Here is a 20,129-nt window from a genome sequence, read left to right as displayed (position 1 = left end):
AGCGCAGGCCGCCTGGCCGTAGCCCGTACTGCACTGCAGTAGGTCGCGTACTGCACTGCATTACGCTGGGTCCCTATGTGTGGAATCGTCGGCTACGTCGGGGTGCGCCCGGCTCGCGACATCGTGGTCGATGCGCTGCGCCGCATGGAGTACCGGGGCTACGACTCGGCAGGCATTGCGCTGGTCGACGGCGAGGGCGGCTTGACGGTACGTCGGCGCGCCGGCCGGTTGGTCAACCTGGAGACCACGCTGGCCGAGACCGACGATGACCTGCTGACCGGCAGCACAGGCCTCGGCCACACCCGCTGGGCGACCCACGGCAGGCCCACCGACCGCAACGCGCACCCGCACCGCGACGCCGCGGGCAAGATCGCCGTGGTCCACAACGGCATCATCGAGAACTTCGCCGGCCTGCGTGCCGAGCTGGAGGCCGCCGGGGTCGAGTTCGCCAGCGACACCGACACCGAGGTGGCCGTGCATCTGGTGGCCCGCCAGTACGCCCAGGGCGATACCGCCGGCGACTTCCCGGCCTCGGTCCTTGCGGTGCTGCAGCGTTTGGAAGGTCACTTCACGCTGGTGTTCGCCAACGCAGACGATCCGGGCACCATCGTGGCGGCGCGCCGGTCCACGCCGCTGGTGGTCGGTGTCGGCAAGGGGGAGATGTTCGTCGGCTCCGACGTCGCGGCTTTCATCGAGCACACCCGTGACGCTGTGGAACTGGGCCAGGATCAGGCCGTCGTGATCACCGCCGACAGCTACCGCATCACCGACTTCTACGGCAACACCGATGTCGACTACCGGGAATTCCACATCGACTGGGATCTCGATGCCGCCGAGAAGGGTGGCTACGACTACTTCATGCTCAAGGAGATCGCCGAGCAGCCTGCGGCCGTGGCCGACACCCTGCTGGGTCACTTCGTCGACGACCGCATCGTGCTCGACGAACAACGCTTGAGCGATCAGGAACTCCGCGAGATCGACAAGGTTTTCATCGTCGCCTGCGGTACCGCCTACCACTCGGGCCTGCTGGCCAAGTACGCGATCGAGCACTGGACCCGGCTGCCCGTCGAGGTCGAGCTCGCCAGCGAGTTCCGCTACCGCGATCCCGTGCTGGACCGCAGCACGCTGGTGATCGCGATCTCGCAGTCCGGTGAGACCGCCGACACGCTGGAGGCGGTGCGACACGCCAAGACACAGAAGGCCAAGGTGCTGGCCATCTGCAACACCAACGGCAGCCAGATTCCGCGCGAGGCCGACGCTGTGCTCTACACGCGTGCCGGGCCGGAGATCGGCGTGGCGGCCACCAAGACCTTCCTGGCGCAGATCGCCGCGAATTACCTGGTCGGGCTGGCGCTCGCGCAGGCGCGGGGTACCAAGTACCCCGACGAGGTGCGCCGCGAATACCACGTGCTGGAGTCCATGCCTGCCCTGGTGAAACGGGTGCTGGCCAGCATCGAGCCGGTGGGCCAGTTGGCGCAGCAGTTCGCGCTGTCATCGGCGGTGCTGTTCCTGGGGCGCCATGTCGGTTACCCGGTCGCGTTGGAGGGTGCGCTCAAGCTCAAGGAGCTCGCCTACATGCACGCCGAGGGCTTCGCGGCCGGTGAGCTCAAACACGGCCCCATCGCACTCATCGAGGAAGACCTCCCGGTGATCGTGGTGATGCCGTCGCCCAAGAACGCGCAGATGTTGCACGCCAAGCTGCTCAGCAACATCCGGGAGATCCAGGCCCGCGGTGCGATCACCATAGTCATCGCCGAGGAGGGCGACGACACGGTACGGCCGTATGCCGATCACCTGATCGAGATACCGTCGGTGTCAACGCTTTTCCAGCCGTTGCTGTCGACCATTCCGTTGCAGGTGTTCGCTGCCGGGGTGGCCCGGGCCCGGGGTTACGACGTCGACAAACCGCGCAACCTGGCCAAGTCCGTCACCGTCGAATAACGCCGCGTGCCCACCGCCAAGGAACTCCGCAAGCTCTGGGACCAACGGATCAAGGACGAGTGCAAGGCGCGGGGTCTGCGATTCGTCGGTGGGAGCGGTTTTCAGGCCGACGCGGTGTATCTGAGCGTTTTCTCCGCGAGCCGGTGGGCGACCAAAGGCGAGGCAGTGCCCCGCTGGCGGTGGACGGCGACCATCAAGCCGCTGGTGCTCGACGAGATCCTGTGGGCCGCGTTCATGCCCGACGAGGATCTCGGCGGTCCGCTCAAGCGGTTGAACCTGCGGGTGAACGGTTGGTTCGCCGTTGACGGACTGGACGTCGGATCAGGCTTCGTCGAGGTGCCCGACCCGGCGCAGCCCGGCACCGCCGTGGCAGCGATGCTCGACGAATTCGAGCGAGCGCGAAGCGAATTCGTCGCTGCGCATCCCGACGTCGCCACATATCTGAAGGCCGCGCAGTCGTTGCCCGCAGAGCAGGCCGGCTGGCCGCGCAACCGGTTGCGCGAGATCCTGAGCCTGATCGCGGTGGGGGACCGGGATGCGGCAGGCGCGCTGGCCGACGCGGAGCTCGCCGAGGGAGAGCACGGACCCATGTCCGGACCGCGGGGCAGTGTCTTCGAACTGCTGTCGGTGTCCTGCAAGCCTGCCGACGTGCAGGCCGAGTACTGGGAAAAGGTCAAGCCCACCCACCGATTGACGCTGGTCTCCGGTACGAGTGGACAGTTCACCGTCACGCTCGCGGCTGGGCGTGAGCGTGACGGCTCCTTCGATCGTCGCCTGCGCAAGTTCAACGGCCGCGACGACTTCGCGCTGATCCTCACGCCGATCGGCGACGAGGACACCTATCTGCAGGCCGCAGGCTCCGGACCGGATCGTATCACCGTCGAGATCCGCAAGCCGGGCGGGCAGCAATGGGGGGTTGAGTCGGTGCGCTACGTCGTCGGCCGCCCAGGCTCTGCCGGCTCCGCGCTGGACCAGCCGATCGAGCTGCCCACCAGTACTCAGATGGTCAGTGCGACAGAGGTTTTCGATGCCGACGAGGCGGCAGCACTGTTCACCGATTTTTACCGGCGCGGTTCGATCCCCGAGACTTGCGCACTGCGCCCGGCCGAAGGCTGGACCGCCGACGGGACCAACGTCGACCTACGCTGAAGGTATGGATCTGGCAGTACCGGAGGTCAACTTCACGGCACGCTGGGCCCGTGGCGGCCTCGGCGGGTTCATCGACGACGCGGCGTTCGATGACTATCTGCGTGCCTACCGCGCCGGCATGGCCCAGCTGCCCGACTGTGAGATATTGGATGTCGCAACCACATTCGGCACGGTCCGGGCGTACCGGTTCGACGGCCCAGACGACGGCCCGCCGGTTGTCCTGTTGCCGGGGCGCAACGCCGCGACACCGATGTACCGGACCAACCTGACGTCACTGCGGACGTATCGCACGATCTACGGCATCGACCTGCTCGGCGAGGCCGGACTATCGGTCCAGCGCAAGGAGATCCGGACCCCGGCCGACCAGGCGCGCTGGCTCGACGATGCCCTGGCAGGCCTCGGCCTGCTGCGGGCTCACCTGCTCGGGGTGTCGATCGGCGGCTGGACAGGGACGAATTGCGCGGTGCACCACCAGGATCGGATCGCCTCGTTGACATTGCTCGACCCGGTGTTCACCTTTGCCCGGATACCCGTCAAGACGATGCTGGCCTCGGTGCTCATGTATGCACCCGGGGTGCCCGAGGGGCTGCGCCGCCGGGTGCTCAGCTGGATATCCGGCGGCGCCGACATCGAAGCGGCCGGCGAATCTGAGCTGATTTCCGCCGGATCCCGGGATTTCGCGCTGCGCACGCCGATGCCCACGCTGTTCACCGATGCGCAGCTGCGCTCGCTGGCGATCCCCGTGCTGGCATTGATCGCCGGCCGCAGCGTGATGCTCGATCCGGACCAGGCGGCTGCGCGGGCGCGTGACCTGCTGCCGCACGGGCAGGTCGAGATATGGGCGCAGGCGTCACACGCCATCAACGGCGAGTACCCGGACGAGATTGCGACGCGTGCGGGCCGGTTCTGGGACGAGGTGGATGCATCGTCCTGACGGCAACCGTCAGACGGCGCAGGTGGGGCGAGCGATCGCCCGGTACTGCCGGGCGCGATTCACCAGGTCCATGTCGGCCGCGTCGAGGGGCAGCTGTTGCGATGCGGACACATCGAGGACCGCGTCGAATCGCTTCATGATCCTGCGGGCGTCCATGCCGAACTGCACGCGTGTGCTTTCGTTCGGCTGCGAGAGCAGGTCGGAGTCCAACACGAAGCTCACGATGCGCCGGTCATACCAATCGAGATGCATCTCAGGTCTCCCGTCTGCTGAGTTCACGTGGTGGGGGCGACCCTGGATCGACCATTGATCGCCATCTGATATATAAGTTCTCCACAAACGGTACGGCAGCCTGGCGGGGCGGTCAAGAGTCCGGCGTCGGGGTGCGTTGTTCCGTGTCCTTGGCGACCTCGAATGCGGCGATGAGGTGCCCGATCTCGCGGCGGCGCGACTCGGCGGGCCAGACCGCCCAGGTGCGCCGCACCGCGGGAGTGCCGACCAGCGGGGCCCACGACACCGAATCGGGCAACGGTTCGAGATGCTTCTCGGGCGCGAAGGCGAACACCTGTCCGGTGCGTACGGCGGTGAATTTGACCGAGGGCAGGAGCATCTGCCCGTCCGGTACCGGCGGACCGGGGTCAAGTCCGTGACCGCGCAGGATGCCGATCAACTCGTCGTACCAGGCCGGACTGCCCGAGCGGGGAAACCCGAGCCACCGCAGGTCGGCAAGGTCTTCCAACGCCACACCCTCGGGGCCGACCCGGCGTGCCGCGATATCCGAATTCAAAAGCACCCCAAGGGGTTCCCGGTATGCGAGCATCGCATCGAACTCCGACCCGACCGGGCGTTCCCGCACCAGGCCGACGTCGAGTTCGTCGCTGCGGAGCGCGGCGAACTGGGCTGCCGTCGACATGTGCACCGGGACCACCCGTACCTCCGGGCAGGAGGCGACGAACCGGGCCAAGGTGGCGGGAAGGATGTCGGGTGCCAATTCCAGGGGAATGCCCAAGCGGATGACATCGCGGGTGTCGGTGCTGTACCGCGCCATCGTGCGCATCGCCGCGTGGTAGCGCGCCAGCACCTCGCGTGCCTCGGTGAGCAGCCGCGCCCCTGCCTCCGTGGGGCGCACCCCGGGATGTTCGCGCTCGAACAGCTTGACCTTGAGTTCGCGCTCGATGGCAGCCACGGTCTGCGACAACGCTGACTGGCTCACGTGCAGGCGGCGCGCGGCACCCGACATACTCCCTTCCTCGGCGACCGCGACGAACGCGCTGAATTCTCGAATCTCCATCAGAAGCCTGTCCTTCAACTGCAGATGCCGGGCGGCCGGCCCAGCCTACGACCTGGCCGCGCTGTGCCGCTGCGGGTTAGCGGCATCGCTAATAGGTGCCATAAGTACGGCGCCGATGGGTGAGGGCCAAGCCGGCATTTATCGGCCCCCGCGTGCGCTAGAGGTACTGCAGTCCACAAACGACCAGACAGGAAGCGACAACAGTGACAACGACATTCGCGGGTATGACGGCTCTCGTGACGGGTGCGACCTCTGGAATCGGCCAGGCGGTGGCCCTGAAACTGGCGCAGCTGGGCGCCGAGGTGATCGTGCACGGTCGCGACGCCGGGCGCGGCGCCGCGACCGTGCAGCAGATCCAGGAGGCGGGTGGCGCCGCGCGGTTCATCGGGGCCACCCTGACCGACCCGGACGAGGTGCGCAGGCTCGCCGCGGAGGCCGGGGCGGTCGACATCCTGATCAACAACGCGGGCATTTACAAGTTCGGACTGTCGGCCGACGTCGACGACGCCTTCTTCGACGATCACTTCAACGTGAACGTGCGGGCCCCGCACATCCTCGTGCAGCAACTGGCTCCCGGCATGGCAGAGCGCGGCCGCGGTTCGATCGTCAATCTCAGCAGCGTCGTTGCGACCACTCCGGCGCGTGCCGGCGGTATCTACGGCGCCAGCAAGGCGGCCGTGGAACTGCTGACTCGGGTATGGGCCGACGAATTCGGCCGTGCCGGCGTCCGCGTGAATGCTGTGCAGGCCGGACCAACCGAGACCCCGGGCACCGATGCCCTTCCCGGACTGGCCGAGGCCCTGGGAAACCTCACCACATTGGGCAGGCCCGCGTCCGTGACGGAGATTGCCAACGCCATCGTCTTCCTCGCCTCGTCCGACGCCAGCTACATCAACGGCGCGGTACTGCAAGCCACCGGCGGGCAAGCCGCCATTGCGGCTTGATTCGCAACCACCCGACAACCCGGAAGGAAATCGACATGTCAACTTATACCGAGGCCGCAGCCACCAAGGTCCTGCAGGCGCTCCCGCGCATCGACACCATCGCGGCGGTACTGAGCCGCTACGGTCTCGTGATCGTCGTCGGCTGGATCGGCTTTCTGAAGTTCGCGCACTACGAAGCGCATCAGATCCAGCCGCTGGTGGCGCACAGTCCCTTCATGGGCTGGCTCTACAACATCTTCCCGGAATACACCTTCTCGGTGCTGCTCGGATTTTTCGAGGTCGGCGCGGCGGTCCTGCTCGCGATCAAGCCGATAGCGCCACGGATCTCGGTGATCGGCAGCCTGCTTTCGGTCGTGCTGTTCCTCTCGACGCTGAGCTTCCTGTTCACCACCCCCGGTATCGGTGAGCCGCTCGGTGGCGGTTTCCCCGCGCTGTCGTTGGTGGGCGAGTTTCTCCTGAAAGACATTGTGTTGCTTGGTGTTTCGTTCTGGACGTTGGCCGACGCGCTGCGCTCGGGCTGGGCGAACTAGCCGACGCAAGCCTGACGCCTCGGTGACAAGGAGACAGACATGACGAACGAAATTAGAATCGGTGTCCAGCTGTGGCCCGGCGGAAGCCCCGACTATCAGACCTGGCGACGGGCTGTGCTGCACGCCGAAGAACTCGGGGTGGACGCGATCTTCGGATACGACCACTTCCACCGGCCGGCGACCGAACCGTCGGAGGACGGCCTGCCGCAGCTGCTTCCAGTGCAACCGGATGTCAACAACTTTGAGGGTTGGACGGCGTTGGCGTCGTGGGCGGAGATCACCGACCGGTCCGATATCGGATTACTTGTCACCGGAATCGGATACCGCAACCCCGATCTCCTCGCTGACATGGCGCGTACGGTCGATCACATCAGCAACGGGCGGCTGATTCTCGGTGTCGGCGCCGGGTGGTACGAAAAGGACTACGCCGTATACGGATACGACTTCGGCACCGTCACGTCACGCATGGATCTCTTCGAGGAGAGCCTTGCGCGCGTCAAGAACCGCCTGGCGCAGCTCATTCCGCCGCCGGTTCGCGACATCCCCATCCTGATCGGCGGGATGGGCGTCAAGCGGACTCTGCCGATCGTCGCCAGATACGCCGACATCTGGCATACGTTCGCCAGTGTCGACGAGTACCGGCGTAAGAACCAGCTCGTCAAGGAGTTGGCCGCGGAAGCAGGACGGGACGCGGGCGCGATCACCCGCGCCGTGCACTGGACCGGCCGGGAGAACGCGGAATCCTTTGTGCAGGAAGGTGTCACGTTCTTCACCACCGAGATTCACCCCACCGCAGCCGGATACGACTTCGCCGAAGTCCGAGACATGCTCGCGTGGCGGGCACGCGACCACTGACCGGTAGCGAAGCCAAGCCCGTCACGGCTCGACGGGCTTGGCCTCGTCGCGATCAGTAGTGGTTATGGCGGGGATAAGTACGACAGATATCCCGTCGATGAGACGGTTGCCGCGAGATTGTGCGGCGTGGAAATGTTCATAGGCGGCTGGTGCCGGTAGTCGAAGGCTGACACCAGGCGGGTCGCAACGGAGGGCGCTATGACCGAAGAGCAATACGACGCGATCGTGATCGGTAGCAGCCAAGGTGGTCGGTTTCTGCCTATCGAATTGGCGAAGGCGGGCCGCAGAGTTGCGCTGGTCGAGCGTGGCCCCATCGGTGGGGTGTGTGTCAACACCGGCTGCACACCGACCAAGACCATGATCGCCAGCGCGCGTCTGGCTTATCTGGCGCGGCGAGGCCCCGAGTACGGTGTGCACACCGGGCCGGTGACGGTGAGCCTCGCCGAGGTGCGCGAGCGCAAGCGGGCCATGGTCGCCGGTGCCCGCGAGAACTACCAGAGTCGCCTGAAACAGGACGGCGTGGACGTCATCGAAGGCGAGGCACATTTCACCGGGCCGCACGCTGTCGAGATCGCGCTGTCCGCCGGAGGAAACCGGCGGCTGAACGCGCCGCTCATCGTGGTCGATGTCGGCACCCGGCCCAAGCCCCCGGATATCAGCGCCGCCGACGGCGCGGGTGCTGGACTCGACGTCGATCATGGAGCTCGACGAACTCCCTGAGCATCTCATCGTCCTGGGTGGTGGCTATATCGGGCTGGAGTTCGGGCAGATGTTCCGGCGCTTCGGCAGTGCCGTCACCATCATCCAGCGCTCGGCCCGGCTACTGAGCAACGAAGACGACGATGTCTCCGAGGAGATCGCGAGCATCATGCGCGACGAGGGCATCGACGTGCTGACGTCGACGACCGCGATCCGGGCGGAAGCCATCGACGGCGGCCGCGCAACGGTGACGGTCCGTGGCGAAGACGGTGAGCGCCAGCTCGAGGCCACCCCCATACTGTCGGCGATCGGCCGGATCCCGAACACCGAGGCCCTGGCGACCGACGCGGCCGGGATTCGTCTCGACACACACGGTTTCATCCAGGTCGACGAGCACCTGCAGACGAGCGTGGCGGGTGTCTACGCGATGGGAGACGTCACCGGTGGCCCGTCATTCACCCACTCGTCCTACGACGACTACCGGATACTGCATGCCCACCTGATCGACCAGCGCACGGTGAGCACGCGAGACCGGGTCGTGCCCTACGCGGTCTTCATCGACCCGCAGCTCGGCCGGGTCGGCATGACCGAACGGGAGGCCAGAGCGCGCGGACACGCCGTCGAGGTGGTCAAGGTACCGATGAATACCGTTGTGCGGGCTATCGAAACCGGGGAAACCCGCGGTTTCATGAAGGCCGTCGTCGACGCCGACACCAAACAAATCCTCGGCTGCGCAGTCCTGGGCAGCGAAGGTGGCGAGATCATGTCCATCGTCCAGGTCGCCATGCTGGGCAAGCTGACCAGCACCGACATGGCCGACGTGATATTCACCCATCCACTGTTGGCCGAAGGGCTCAACACGCTGTTCACCAGGTGATCGCGTACTCCCCGGCAGCGTCGACGAGCCACTCGGCGAGATAGCGGGCGAACGACGACCGCACCAGGATGCGGTAGTCGGTGCCGTTGTCGGCCAACGGAATCAGGACGACAGCGGCAAGCCCGAGCATGGTCTGCGCGGCGGCGCCCGGCGCGAAGGCCGAGGGATGCAGATCCAGTGAGCAGCCCTTGGCCAGGACGTCGCGGGCGTGTTCGCCGCGCAGCCGCAGCGTTGTGCGCTGCGCCGAGACATCGACGGCCGCGCCGTCGTGCTCGGCGACCGCGTCCCGCAGCTGTGCTTCCAGATCCTCGCCGGCCCGGCCGGTGGAGGTGACGAGCCATTCATCGGGCCCGAACCAGATCACCGTGGTGTCCGCGCCGTCCACCGCCGTCGACGGCGTGGTGGGCAGCGCGTCGACACCGAGGACCCCGGCCGCAGCGGCGGCTCCTGCGCCGTCGGGGTCGACCCACAGATCGACCATGGTGACGAAGGGCTCCTCCTCGAGCTGTGCCGACGGCGGCAGCTCGGCGAACCGAGAATGCCAGCCTTGCAACGGGCTTTGGCGGTACAGGGTGTCAGCCATCGCGGCGGGCTCCTTCGGGATCGACCAGGACGCTGCTGGTGACCTCGACGGACACCAGCCTGCCGTCCACGGGAACGTGCAGAGTTTCTCCGATGCGGGCGTGCCCGCCCTTGACCAGTGCCAGGGCGAACGGCCGGCCCAGCTCCGCGCTGCGGTAGCTGGACGTGACCTGCCCGAGCATCGGCACCGGCGGCGGGGGAAGTACGCCGTCGGCGCAGGTCTCGATGATCTGGGCGCCCTCGGGAAGCACGGTCTGCGCGTCGACGGGCAGCAGCCCGACGAACTGCTTGCGCAGCGGGTTGAGGTTCTCGGCGCGGGTGAACGACCGCTTGCCGATGAAGTCCGGCTTCTTCTTGGACACGACCCAGTTCATGCCGAGATCCTGTGGTGTCACGGTGCCGTCGGTGTCCTGCCCGATGATCGGGTAGCCCTTCTCGGCGCGCAGCACGTGCATGGTCTCGGTTCCGTAGGGCGTGATGCCGTACGGCTCGCCCGCGGCGATCAGGCGTTCCCACACCGCGGTCGCGTGCCAGCCGGTGACGTTGACCTCGTAGGCCAGTTCGCCGGAGAAGCTGACGCGGCCGATCCGCACGTGTACGCCGTCGAGCTGAGTATCACGCCACGCCATGAACGGGAACGCCTCGTTGCTGACGTCCACATCGCTGAAGACGGCGCCGATCACGTCGCGAGACTTGGGACCGACGACCGGGAAGGTGTGCCACTGCTCGGTGACCGAGGTCATCCGGACCCGCAGGTGCGGCCACTCGGTCTGCAGCCATTCCTCCATCCACTCCAGGATGTGCGCGGCGCCGCCGGTGGTGGTGAACACCTGGAATCGGTCGTCCGCCAACCGCATCACGGTGCCGTCGTCGATCACCATGCCGTCGATACCGCACATCACGCCGTAGCGGAGCATGCCGACCTTGAGCGTGCTCATCATGTTCGTGTAGAGCATGTCGAGGAAGACGCCCGCGTCGCGGCCCTGCACGTCGATCTTGCCCAGGGTCGAGCCGTCCAGGATGCCGACACCGCCGCGGGTCGCCGCGCACTCGCGCAGCACTGCGGTTTCCATGCTCTCGCCGTTCACCGGGTAGTAGCGCGGCCGCTTCCACTGGCCGACGTCTTCGAACACCGCTCCGCGGGCGACGTGCCAATCATGCACGGCGGTAACACGTTCCGGGTCGAACATGTGGCCCCGGTTGCGGCCCGCGAGGGCCGCGAAGGCCACCGGGGTGTATGGCGCGCGGAAGGTGGTGACACCCAGTTCGGCGACCGGGACGCCGAGCAGGTCGGAGGTGATACCCGAGGCCACCACGCCGGACGTCTTGCCCTGATCGTGTGCGGTGCCGATGGTGGTGTAGCGCTTGATGTGCTCCATCGACCGCATGCCCGCACCGAGCGCGCGCTGGATGTCCGCCACGGTGGCGTCGCGCTGGACGTCGACGAACTGGCTGGCGGTGCCCGCCGGATCGGCGACATGCCACAGCACCATGCCGGCATCGTCGGCGGGCGTCGAATCGGCTTCGCCCGCAAACGGTTCGGCGTCGGCGGTGAACCCGAGCGAATCGAGGGCGGCCGCCGCGGCCTCGCGTCCCTCGCGCAGGCAGCCGGGCAGGGTGAACACACCGTTGGCAGAGCCGACGACGTGCACACCGGCCATGGGCTCACCGGGCACGAACGCGCCGAGCGCCTCGTCGTACCGCAGGACGCCGCGGGCCTGGCTGAACAGGTGCACCGCCGGGTTCCAGCCGCCGCTGACGAGCAGCACGTCGCAGGCCACCGGCGTGGCATCGGTGCTGCCGCAGCGCGCGACGAGGGCGTGGCTGACGCGGTCCTCGCCGCGGGTTCCGCGGACCACCGAGTCGGTCTGCAGATCGATGCCGCGGGCGGCGCATTCGTCGCGCAGCCGTGCTGCGACGTCGGCGCGTGCGTCTACGACGGCGTTGACCGTCACGCCGGCGTCGTGGAGTTCGAAGGCCGCGAGATACGCGCTGTCGTTGGTGGTGAACACCACCGCCTGCTCACCGACCTTGACGCCGTAGCGGTTCAGGAAGGTCCGGGCACCGCCGGCCAGCATGATGCCGGGCCGGTCGTTGTCGGTGAAGACCACCGGACGCTCGTGCGCACCGGCGGCGACGATGACCTGCCGGGCGCGGATGCGCCAGACGCGCTGGCGGCTGATCTCCGCGGGCGCCGCGGCGCCGAGGTGGTCGGTGCGGCGCTGCACCGCGAGCACGAAGCCGTCGTCATAGTGACCGAACGCGGTGGTGCGCTGCAGGTGCAACACCTCCGGGTAAGTGGCCAGTTCGGCGGTGGCGTCGGCGACCCACTCCAGGGCGGGCTTGCCGTCGATGGTGTCGGTGCTGCCGAGCAGGGCGCCTCCGGCTTCACTCTGCTCGTCGAGCAGCACCACCCGGGCACCGGCGCGGGCCGCGGTCAGTGCGGCGGCCAGGCCGGCAGGCCCGGCGCCTGCGACCAGCACGTCGGTGTGGACGTGGGTGGCGTCGTACCGTGCGGGGTCGGCGGTTTCGGCCAGCCGTCCCTGGCCCGGGAGGCCGCGCGCGACGAGCCCGTCGAACAGCTCGACCGTGGTCGCGAGCAGCATCGGCTCGGGGAAGGGGTGCTCGATCTGCACCAGCCCGCCGGTGTCCTCGGCCCAGGCCGAGGTGAAGCCCCGAGGCCGACCCAGCTTGATGCTGGTGGCCACCTGGTGCACGCCGTTGGCCAGCAGGGCCGACGCGAGCGTGTCGCCGGCATGTCCGGTGAGTTCACGATCGTTGAAAGTGAAGGTGTGCACGGTGTTCCGGTCGATACGGCCACCGTCGGGGGTGCGCAGTGATGCGGTCATCAGATTGTCGGCTTCTGCTCGTCGGTGCGGTACACGCGGTGGAATCGGTAGGTGGCGGTGTCGCGCAGCGCGTTGAACCAGCGCCGGCAGCCTGCGCTGTGGGTCCAGCGCTCGGCGAACAATCCCTTCGGATTGCTGCGGAAGAACACGTAGTGGCCCCACTCCTCGTCGGTGAGAGCCTGCGGGTCATCGGGGTAGGCGACGTGTGCCTGACCGCCGTAATGGAACTCGGTCTCTTCGCGCGGCCCGCACCACGGGCATTCGATGAGTTGCATGGTGACTCCTGAGATCTAGTGGGCGACGCCGGCGGCGCCGTGCTCATCGACCAGCGCGCCGGTGATGAATCGGTCGAGGCTGAACGGGGCGACGTACTCGTGCTCGCGGCCGTTGGCGATGGTGTCCGCCAGGCACCAACCGATGCCGGGGGTCACCTTGAAACCTCCTGTGCCCCAACCGGCGTTGAGGTAGAGGTTCTCGTAGCCTGCGCGGCCCACGATGGGCGACGCGTCGGGGCAGACGTCGACGATGCCCGCCCAGGTGCGCAGCAGATGTGCCCTGGCGAAGACGGGGAACAACTCCACCGCGGCGGCCATCTGGCGTTCGATGATGTGGAATGCCCCGCGCTGGCCATAGCCGTTGTACGAGTCGACGCCTGCGCCCATGACCAGCTCGCCCTTGTGCGCCTGAGAGACGTAGACGTGCACGGCATTCGACATGACGATCGTCGGATGAACCGGCTCGAGGAGTTCGGAGACGAGCGCCTGCAGTGGATGGCTCTGCAGCGGGGTGCGGATGCCGAGCATGTCGGTGAGGGTCGAGGTATGGCCGGCTGCACACAACAGAACCTGCCCGGCCGCGATGTCACCACGGGTGGTGCGCACCCCGGTGACCCGGTCGCCGTCGGTGGAGAACCCGGTGACTTCGCAGTTCTGCACGATGTCGATGCCGGCCTCGTCAGCACGGCGCGCGAAACCCCATGCCACGTAATCGTGTTTGGCGATACCGGCCCGCGGCTGATACGTCGCGCCGAGCACGGGGTACCGGATGTCGTCGGAGATGTTCACGATCGGGCACAGCTCTTTGACCTGTTTGGGATCGACCCACTCGGCGTCGATCCCGTTGAGCTTGTTGGCCTCCACGCGCCGCACGCTGTCGCGGACATCCTGCAGGCTGTGCGCGAGGTTGAGAACGCCGCGCTGGCTGAACAGGATCGGATAGTCGAGGTCGTCTTCGAGCCCTTCCCACAGCTTCAGGGCGTGCTCGTAGATGCGGGCGCTCTCGTCCCACAGATAGTTCGAGCGGATCAGGGTGGTGTTGCGGGCCATGTTGCCGCCCGCCAGCCAGCCGCGCTCCAGCACCGCGACGTTGGTGATGCCGTGGTTCTTGGCCAGGTAGTGGGCGGTGGACAGGCCGTGCCCACCGCCGCCGACGATGACGACGTCATAGGACTTCTTGGGTTCCGGGGTGCGCCAGAGGAAATCGGGGTGCTCCGGAAGGTGGGCGCCGGGCGGAGTCGTGGAAGCTGTTGTCACTGTGCGGCCTTCGTCAGGGAGGGGTAGAGCGGGAAGCGGGCGGCCAGGGCGTCGACGCGGTCGCGCAGAGCCGCCAGGCCGGCGTCGTCGGTGTCGGGTCGCAGGGCCAGGCTGATGATGTCGGCGACCTCACGGAACGCGTCGAGGTCGAATCCCCGCGTAGCCAGTGCGGGGGTGCCGATCCGCACGCCCGAGCTGACCATCGGTGGCCGGGGGTCGAACGGAACGGCGTTGCGGTTCACGGTGATTCCGACCCGGTGCAGCCGGTCCTCGGCCTGCTTGCCGTCGAGTTCGGATTCGCGCAGGTCGACCAGGACCAGGTGCACGTCGGTGCCGCCGGAAACGACGTTGATGCCTGCCTTGCGCGAATCCTCTTGCAGCAGACGGTCGGCCAGGATCTTGGCGCCTTCGAGGGTGCGCTGCTGGCGCTCACGGAACTCGGGCTCGCCTGCCAGCTTGAACGACACGGCCTTGGCGGCGATGACGTGCTCCAGTGGGCCGCCCTGCTGGCCGGGGAACACCGAGGAGTTGAACTTCTTGGCCAGCGCCGCATCGTTGGTGAGGATGATTCCGCCGCGCGGGCCGCCGAGCGTCTTGTGGGTCGTCGAGGTGACGACGTGGGCATGTGGCACGGGCGAAGGATGAAGCCCGGCTGCGACGAGACCGGCGAAGTGCGCCATGTCGACCATGAGGTAGGCGCCCACTTCGTCGGCGATCCGGCGGAATTCCGCGAAATCGAGCTGCCGGGGGTAGGCCGACCATCCGGCGATGATCACCTTCGGGCGGTGTTCGCGCGCAAGCTCTTCCACCTGAGCCATGTCGACGCGGTGGTCGTCCTCACGCACGTGGTAGGCGGCGACGTTGTACAGCTTGCCGGAGAAGTTCAGGTGCATGCCGTGGGTCAGGTGACCGCCGTGGGCCAGGGCCAGTCCGAGGATCGTGTCGCCGGGCTGCAGCAGGGCGGCCATGGCGGCCGCGTTGGCCTGCGCGCCCGAGTGGGGCTGGACGTTGGCGTACTCGGCGACGAACAGGGCCTTGATCCGGTCGATGGCGAGCTGCTCGACGACGTCGACATGCTCGCAACCGCCGTAGTAGCGCCGGCCGGGGTAGCCCTCGGCGTACTTGTTGGTCAGCACGCTGCCCTGCGCCTCCATCACCGACAACGGTGCGAAGTTCTCGCTGGCGATCATCTCCAGGGTGCTTTCCTGGCGGCGCTGCTCGTCGGTGACGGCGGCGTAGACCTCCGGGTCGGCGTCGGCGAGGGACTGGCCCAAGACGGTGCCGTGCGCGGCCTCTGTTTGAACACCCATACTGACTCCTCTTGATCCAGACGATTGATATATCAGTTGGCGATCACCTTAGCGGCCGCGTGAGAGGCGGGTCAAGGGTTTCGGTGGGGTTTGGTCACCGCGGGCTGCCTGTGATGCGGCGAACCCGCGGCAAGGGGCAGCGTGTTGCGGCCGGGCAGCGCACGACCCGACGTGTCAAAGGGGTGCCGAGTCGGCGCGAACGGACGAACTCGCGATGGTTTCCGGCGGTGACGCGTCAGATGACGGCGCGCACGCCGACCTCGAAGCCGGTCACGTGCTGCAGCGTGAGTTCGGCGGCCGCGTCACCGTCGCCGGCGATGATGGCCGACAGGATGGCCGAATGCTCGTTGATGTGCTCGGCGACGTGGGTGAGCCGCTCGAGGAACAGGCAGAAGATCCGCGTCACGAGGTTGTGGTAGCGAATCAGTACGTCTTCCAGGTGGGGATTGCCCGCCGCGCGGTAGATGCTGCGGTGGATGGTGATGTCCAGCCGCATCAATTCGGTGGGGTCGGTGGGCAGATCGTCGACCGTCTTGTACGCGTCCAGCAACTGCTGCAACTCGTCGCGCTGTGCGGCGCTGGCGCGTTCGGCCGCGCGTCGGGCGGCCAGCGGTTCGAGCTGTAGGCGAATCTCGTTGATATAGGCCAGATCCGTGATCTCCACGCCGGTGGCGAATGTTCCGCGGCGGGGGTAGGAAATGACGAGGCGATCGTCTTCGAGGCGCTTGAGCGCCTCGCGCACCGGGGTGCGGCCGACATCGAGTTCGCTGGCGACCCGGATGTCGTCGATGGGCTCGCCCGGCCTGATCTGCAGTGTGGTGAGCTGGTCCCGCAGGGCTAGGTACGCACGGTCGGCCAACGAGGCCGGTGCGGTTTCTGAGCCGATGGGGATGATTGCCACGGCCCGATCCTAGCAGTGATATCCAACAGTTATTGCGTGCGAACGCACCTATGCAGATTAAAACGCAGTTGATATATTAATCGCGTATCTAACCGCGAGTGGCGTGTGAGCCTCTTTGGGGTCGTCACCGAACACGAAGGTCAACGGCGTGACTGTCAGCGTTTTCGAGCTGTTCAAGGTGGGCATCGGCCCGTCCAGCTCCCACACGGTCGGGCCGATGAAGGCCGCGTATCTGTTTGTGTCGCGACTCGCGGCCGAGGGGCTCATCGAGAACACCGCCGCGGTGCGCTGCGACCTGTACGGTTCGCTCGGCGCCACGGGCCATGGCCACGGCAGCGTCAAGGCCGTCGTGCTTGGCCTCGAAGGTGAGCAACCGCAACTGGTCGACCCGGTGGCGGCCGATCCGCGCGTCGATGCCATCCGTTCAGAAGGGCAGCTGCGGCTGGCGGGCACCCGGCCGATCCGGTTCGACGTCGACGAAGACATCGTGTTGCACCGCCGCGAACGCCTGGATTTCCACAGCAACGGCATGGTGTTCCAGGCGTTCGACGCGGCAGGCAAGCAGCTGGAACGTCGCGAGTACTACTCCGTCGGTGGAGGTTTCGTCCTCGACGAGGATGAAACCGGCACCCGGATCCTGGTCGTGGATCCCACCCCGGTGCCGTACCCGTTCAGCAGCGGAGCCGAAATGCTCCGGCTCACGGCCGAAACCGGGATGAGCATCAGCGATCTCATGATGGCCAACGAGAAGGTGTGGCGTAGCGAGGCCGAGATCAGGGCAGGCCTGCTGCACATCTGGGACGTCATGCAGCAGTGCGTCGACCGCGGAACCCACGTCACCGGCGTGCTGCCCGGCGGGCTCAAGGTGCGCCGCCGCGCCGCCGAACTGCGCGAGCGTCTGGAGAGTGGCGGCGACGAGCACGATGCACTGCGGGCGATGGAATGGGTGACCATGTACGCGCTCGCGGTCAACGAGGAGAACGCCGCAGGCGGTCGCGTCGTCACCGCGCCCACCAACGGTGCCGCAGGCATCATCCCGGCCGTCCTGCACTACTACCGCCAGTTCATCGGCAGCTTCAGCGAGGACGGCGTGGTGCGATTCCTGCTGACCGCGGGCGCAATCGGCTTGCTGTTCAAGGAGAATGCCTCCATATCCGGCGCCGAGGTGGGCTGCCAGGGCGAGGTGGGCTCCGCGTGCTCGATGGCGGCCGCCGGACTGGCCGAAGTGCTGGGCGCCACGCCCGCCCAGGTGGAGAACGCTGCCGAGATCGGCATCGAGCACAACCTCGGGCTCACCTGCGACCCGGTCGGCGGCTTGGTCCAGATCCCGTGCATCGAGCGCAACGCCGTCGGCTCGATCAAGGCGATCAGCGCCGCTCGGATGGCACTGCACGGCGACGGCACGCATCACGTGTCGTTGGACAAGGCGATCAAGACGATGCGGGAAACCGGCGCCGACATGAGCGTCAAGTACAAGGAGACCGCTCGTGGCGGCCTGGCGCTCAACGTCGTCGAGTTGCCGCTCAACGTGGTCGAGTGCTGAGAGGCGAGCAGTGAACATCTTCACCCTGACCCTGACCTGCCCGCAGCGGCCGGGCATCGTCCACGCCATCACTCGATTTCTGTTCCAGCACCAGGGCGACATAGTCGAGCATCAGCAGTTCGACGACGCGGTGCGCGGTCAGCTCTACCTGCGGACGGCCTTCCAGGTCGATGGAGACTGCACCGAGGATCAGCTGATCAACGAGTTCGCCACCACCGCAGAAGAATTCGGCATGTCGTTCACGATCAGGGGCAACCGGGTGCCGCGGGTGCTCGTCATGGTGTCCAAGCAGGGACACTGCCTCAACGACCTGGTGTTCCGGTGGCGCTCAGGCACTCTCGACGGTGAGCTGGCGGCCGTGGTGTCCAACCACGACGACCTGCGGTCCATGGCCGAGGCGGCGGGGCTGCCGTTCTACCGCATCCCCGTCACCGCGGAGAACAAACCGCATGCCGAGGCCCAATTGCTCGAACTCGTCGACGATCTGGACATAGACCTGGTGGTGCTGGCCCGCTACATGCAGGTGCTCTCCGACGAGGCCTGCACCGCGCTCTACGGGCGCGCCATCAACATCCACCATTCGTTCCTGCCGGGTTTCAAAGGCGCACGGCCGTATCAGCAGGCGTTCCAACGTGGCGTCAAACTGGTGGGGGCCACGGCGCACTACGTGACTCCCGAACTCGACGAGGGGCCGATCATCGAGCAGGAGGTGATCCGCATCGATCACACCTACGACGAGCGCGCCCTGGCCACCGTGGGTCGCGATGCCGAGGCGCTGGCACTGGCCCGGGCCGTGCGCTGGCACTGCCAAAGCCGGGTCCTGCTCAACGGCCACAGCACCGTCGTATTCCGCTGAGCGGTTCTGTGAGTTAGCTGTACGTCGGTTCCGGCCAGGCCAATCCGCATGCGCGGGACCCGGTGGAGCACGACGATTGGGGCATGCAACCCAACCCCCTCGACCCCGTCGCCGGTGAACGGCTGTCGCACGCCGACCGCATCTTCACCTCCGATCTGACGGTCAACGAATTCGTCCTGCTGCACGGGGCCGGATTCGAACCCATCGACCTCGTGATGGGTGTTTCGGTCTATCACGTGGGCTTCCAATTCAGCGGGCTGCGGCAGCAGATGGAGCTGACCGTGCTCACCGAGGCGACCTACCGTGCCCGCTGGAATGCCATGGCGCGCATGCAAGCTGAGGCCGACAACGTCGGCGCCGACGGCGTGGTCGGTGTCGAACTGTACTGGCGCGCGCACGGCGAGTCGGGGGAGCACCTGGAATTCATCGCCGTCGGGACCGCGGTGCGCTACGCCGCACAGCCGGGCGCGTTCCGCCGTCCCAACGGCCAGGCGTTCAGCAGTCATCTTTCGGGGCAGGACCTCATCACGCTGTTACGGGCCGGGTGGGCGCCGGTCGCGTTCGTCATGGGCAACTGTGTCTTCCACGTCGCGGCCCAGGGCTTCCTGCAGACCATGCGCCAGATCGGGCAGAACGTCGAGATGCCGCAGTGGACCCACGGCAACTACCAGGCCCGGGAACTGGCGATGTCGCGCATGCAGGCCGAGGCCGAACGCGACGGTGCGAAAGGGGTGGTCGGGGTGTTCACCGCGGTGGACAACTATTGCTGGGGCTTTCACACGCTGGAGTTCTATGCCGCGGGCACCGCGGTGCGCCAGACCGGATCCGGTGAAGCCATCGAACCGTCGTTCGTCCTGCCGATGAGCGGCTAGTGAGCGCCTTCGACCCGCAGCGGGTCAGCCGGACGATCGCGGCCGCGCTCGATGGGCCGGGCGGGGTCGGACTCGTCGTGACGGTGTTCGCCGGGGTGCCCGGCGTGGTGCACACGCCGGCGCAGCGGGGCATGTTCCGGTCGGCTCCGGAGCGGGTCCAGATCGCCGACTGGCGTTACGAACTGGGACGCGACGGGCGGCTGCACACCGCCCATGTTGTCAACGGCATCGTCATCGCCGAAGAGGCCCTGGCGGCCGCGGCGGTCGGGCCGCACATCGCCCGCGCCCTGGGGCATCTGGTCGGCGGATACGGCGAGACCATTGTGCCGAACATCGATGCGGCACTGGAGGTTCTCCAGCCCGGCAGTACCGGCGCGTGGCCTGCTCAGTGAGGTTTCGGGATCCGGTCGTGGCCTGGCACCCAGCCCAGCGGCCAGCCCGCATGCGATCAGCGCGACGCCGGC

General features: G+C 67.1%; 19 protein-coding genes and 1 pseudogene. 12 read left to right on the top strand and 8 right to left on the bottom strand.

The window, feature by feature from the left end:
- Positions 1 to 75: 75 nt before the first annotated feature.
- From glmS to BST13_RS14620, 3 genes are read left to right on the top strand one after another with little or no spacing between them, the layout of a single operon-like run.
- Positions 76 to 1,941, top strand: a complete 1,866-nt coding sequence (glmS, locus tag BST13_RS14630; protein ID WP_083164745.1) for a glutamine--fructose-6-phosphate transaminase (isomerizing) — start codon at positions 76 to 78, stop codon at positions 1,939 to 1,941.
- Between the two features lie 6 nt (positions 1,942 to 1,947).
- Positions 1,948 to 3,090, top strand: coding sequence for a hypothetical protein (locus tag BST13_RS14625; RefSeq protein WP_083164744.1), 1,143 nt, complete (start codon positions 1,948 to 1,950; stop codon positions 3,088 to 3,090).
- A 4-nt stretch (positions 3,091 to 3,094) separates the two neighbouring features.
- Positions 3,095 to 4,024: an alpha/beta fold hydrolase gene (locus BST13_RS14620; RefSeq protein ID WP_083164743.1), complete on the top strand. Its 930-nt coding sequence runs from the start codon at positions 3,095 to 3,097 to the stop codon at positions 4,022 to 4,024.
- A gap of 9 nt (positions 4,025 to 4,033) precedes the next feature.
- Here BST13_RS14620 and BST13_RS14615 read toward each other — a convergent pair whose 3' ends face one another.
- Both BST13_RS14615 and BST13_RS14610 read right to left on the bottom strand, forming a co-directional pair.
- Complete coding sequence (locus BST13_RS14615; protein WP_083164742.1) at positions 4,034 to 4,276, bottom strand: hypothetical protein; 243 nt, start codon at positions 4,274 to 4,276, stop codon at positions 4,034 to 4,036.
- Between the two features lie 112 nt (positions 4,277 to 4,388).
- Positions 4,389 to 5,315 carry a LysR family transcriptional regulator gene (locus BST13_RS14610; protein WP_083164741.1) on the bottom strand — a complete coding sequence of 309 codons (927 nt, stop codon included), beginning with the start codon at positions 5,313 to 5,315 and terminating at the stop codon, positions 4,389 to 4,391.
- A gap of 224 nt (positions 5,316 to 5,539) precedes the next feature.
- Between BST13_RS14610 and BST13_RS14605 the strand changes: the two genes are divergently transcribed.
- The 5 genes and pseudogenes from BST13_RS14605 (at position 5,540) to BST13_RS39745 (ending at position 9,220) form a co-directional block, all read left to right on the top strand.
- Positions 5,540 to 6,259, top strand: coding sequence for an SDR family NAD(P)-dependent oxidoreductase (locus tag BST13_RS14605; RefSeq protein ID WP_083164740.1), 720 nt, complete (start codon positions 5,540 to 5,542; stop codon positions 6,257 to 6,259).
- A 35-nt stretch (positions 6,260 to 6,294) separates the two neighbouring features.
- On the top strand, positions 6,295 to 6,789 hold the full coding sequence (locus BST13_RS14600) for a YkgB family protein (protein WP_083164739.1): 495 nt from the start codon (positions 6,295 to 6,297) through the stop codon (positions 6,787 to 6,789).
- Positions 6,790 to 6,828: 39 nt separating this feature from the next.
- Positions 6,829 to 7,644: an LLM class F420-dependent oxidoreductase gene (locus BST13_RS14595; protein ID WP_083164738.1), complete on the top strand. Its 816-nt coding sequence runs from the start codon at positions 6,829 to 6,831 to the stop codon at positions 7,642 to 7,644.
- A gap of 198 nt (positions 7,645 to 7,842) precedes the next feature.
- Positions 7,843 to 8,752, top strand: a pseudogene (locus BST13_RS14590) (FAD-dependent oxidoreductase); the annotation flags it as partial.
- 18 nt (positions 8,753 to 8,770) lie between these two features.
- Positions 8,771 to 9,220 (top strand): hypothetical protein, encoded by a 450-nt coding sequence (locus BST13_RS39745; protein ID WP_342744294.1) that lies wholly within the window; start codon positions 8,771 to 8,773, stop codon positions 9,218 to 9,220.
- Here the strand turns inward: BST13_RS39745 and BST13_RS14585 are convergent.
- The 6 genes from BST13_RS14585 to BST13_RS14560 all read right to left on the bottom strand — a co-directional run bounded on the left by BST13_RS14585 (position 9,210) and on the right by BST13_RS14560 (position 16,394).
- The gene (locus BST13_RS14585; RefSeq protein ID WP_083164737.1) at positions 9,210 to 9,803 is read right to left on the bottom strand and encodes a sarcosine oxidase subunit gamma; all 594 of its coding nucleotides are present in this window, start codon (positions 9,801 to 9,803) and stop codon (positions 9,210 to 9,212) included. The two genes, BST13_RS39745 and BST13_RS14585, sit on opposite strands and share 11 nt — an antisense overlap.
- On the bottom strand, positions 9,796 to 12,651 hold the full coding sequence (locus BST13_RS14580; RefSeq protein ID WP_083164736.1) for a 2Fe-2S iron-sulfur cluster-binding protein: 2,856 nt from the start codon (positions 12,649 to 12,651) through the stop codon (positions 9,796 to 9,798). The genes BST13_RS14585 and BST13_RS14580 overlap by 8 nt, the downstream gene beginning before the upstream one ends.
- Positions 12,651 to 12,926, bottom strand: a complete 276-nt coding sequence (locus BST13_RS14575) for a sarcosine oxidase subunit delta (RefSeq protein WP_083164735.1) — start codon at positions 12,924 to 12,926, stop codon at positions 12,651 to 12,653. The genes BST13_RS14580 and BST13_RS14575 overlap by 1 nt, the downstream gene beginning before the upstream one ends.
- Before the next feature lie 15 nt (positions 12,927 to 12,941).
- Positions 12,942 to 14,183 (bottom strand): sarcosine oxidase subunit beta family protein, encoded by a 1,242-nt coding sequence (locus BST13_RS14570; protein WP_062830067.1) that lies wholly within the window; start codon positions 14,181 to 14,183, stop codon positions 12,942 to 12,944.
- The gene (gene glyA / locus BST13_RS14565; RefSeq protein ID WP_083164734.1) at positions 14,180 to 15,493 is read right to left on the bottom strand and encodes a serine hydroxymethyltransferase; all 1,314 of its coding nucleotides are present in this window, start codon (positions 15,491 to 15,493) and stop codon (positions 14,180 to 14,182) included. The genes BST13_RS14570 and glyA overlap by 4 nt, the downstream gene beginning before the upstream one ends.
- A 235-nt stretch (positions 15,494 to 15,728) precedes the next feature.
- The gene (locus BST13_RS14560; RefSeq protein ID WP_083164733.1) at positions 15,729 to 16,394 is read right to left on the bottom strand and encodes a GntR family transcriptional regulator; all 666 of its coding nucleotides are present in this window, start codon (positions 16,392 to 16,394) and stop codon (positions 15,729 to 15,731) included.
- A 148-nt stretch (positions 16,395 to 16,542) separates the two neighbouring features.
- Here BST13_RS14560 and BST13_RS14555 point away from each other — a divergent pair, with 148 nt between their 5' ends.
- From BST13_RS14555 to BST13_RS14540, 4 genes are all read left to right on the top strand, one after another.
- The gene (locus tag BST13_RS14555) at positions 16,543 to 17,937 is read left to right on the top strand and encodes an L-serine ammonia-lyase (RefSeq protein WP_083164732.1); all 1,395 of its coding nucleotides are present in this window, start codon (positions 16,543 to 16,545) and stop codon (positions 17,935 to 17,937) included.
- A gap of 10 nt (positions 17,938 to 17,947) precedes the next feature.
- Positions 17,948 to 18,793, top strand: coding sequence for a formyltetrahydrofolate deformylase (gene purU, locus BST13_RS14550; RefSeq protein WP_083164731.1), 846 nt, complete (start codon positions 17,948 to 17,950; stop codon positions 18,791 to 18,793).
- 83 nt (positions 18,794 to 18,876) lie between these two features.
- Positions 18,877 to 19,665, top strand: coding sequence for a heavy metal-binding domain-containing protein (locus BST13_RS14545; protein ID WP_083164778.1), 789 nt, complete (start codon positions 18,877 to 18,879; stop codon positions 19,663 to 19,665).
- Positions 19,665 to 20,057, top strand: coding sequence for a DUF5073 family protein (locus BST13_RS14540; RefSeq protein ID WP_083164777.1), 393 nt, complete (start codon positions 19,665 to 19,667; stop codon positions 20,055 to 20,057). Before BST13_RS14545 ends, BST13_RS14540 begins: the two co-directional genes overlap by 1 nt.
- Positions 20,058 to 20,129 lie beyond the last annotated feature (72 nt).

The organism is Mycobacterium aquaticum (assembly GCF_002086485.1).
Lineage (GTDB): Bacteria > Actinomycetota > Actinomycetes > Mycobacteriales > Mycobacteriaceae > Mycobacterium > Mycobacterium aquaticum.
This window is presented reverse-complemented; position numbering and strand designations above follow the sequence as displayed.